Origin of the sequence: Pseudomonas sp. FSL W5-0299 (assembly GCF_005930655.1) — a bacterium.
GTDB lineage: Bacteria > Pseudomonadota > Gammaproteobacteria > Pseudomonadales > Pseudomonadaceae > Aquipseudomonas > Aquipseudomonas mandelii.
Genome location: NZ_RXHX01000107.1, coordinates 1 through 615, shown reverse-complemented (window position 1 = coordinate 615; position 615 = coordinate 1). Strand labels below are relative to the sequence as shown.

General features: G+C 63.1%; 1 protein-coding gene. It reads right to left on the bottom strand.

Annotated elements, in window-relative coordinates; genetic code table 11:
• Positions 1 to 615, bottom strand: a 615-nt coding sequence (locus tag FHL16_RS33840) for an Ig-like domain-containing protein (protein WP_238706224.1), incomplete at both ends; no start/stop codon positions are given.

The following is a 615-nucleotide window of genomic DNA, read 5'->3' as shown; positions in this document are numbered from 1 at the left end:
AGTTGGTGGTGCCGCTGCCGGTATTGCCGGCAAGGTCGGCCACGCCGGTATTGGCCAAGGTGATGACGTTGGTCAGGTCATTCACGCCGACGGTGGGCGTGAAGGTCGCGGTCCAGGTGATGCCACCGTCGCTGCTGCTCACAGCCGTCAACGTGCCATTGGCAATCGTCAGGTCAGCGTTGGTGAAACCACTGACGGCCTCGGAGAAGGTGATGGTCACCAGCGAGGTTTCGCCGGCACTCAGGGTCGGGTCTGCCAGGACGATGGTCGCGGTAGGGCGCAACGTGTCGATGGCGTAGTTGTTGGAATCGGTAGTGCCGCTGCCGGCGTTGCCCGCCAGATCCGCGATGCCGGTGTTGTCCAGGGTGATCAGGTTAGTCGTGTCATTGACGCTGGCACTCGGGGTGAAGGTCGCCGTCCAGGTGATGCCGCCGTCACTGCTGCTCACCGCGCTCAACGTGCCGTTGGCAAGCGTCAGGTCAGCGTTGGTGAAACCACTGACGGCCTCGGAGAAGGTGATGGTGACCAGCGAGGTTTCGCCCGCGGTCAGGGTGGTATCGGCCAGCACAATCGTGGCCGTCGGACGCACCGTGTCGATGGCGTAGTTGTTGGAAT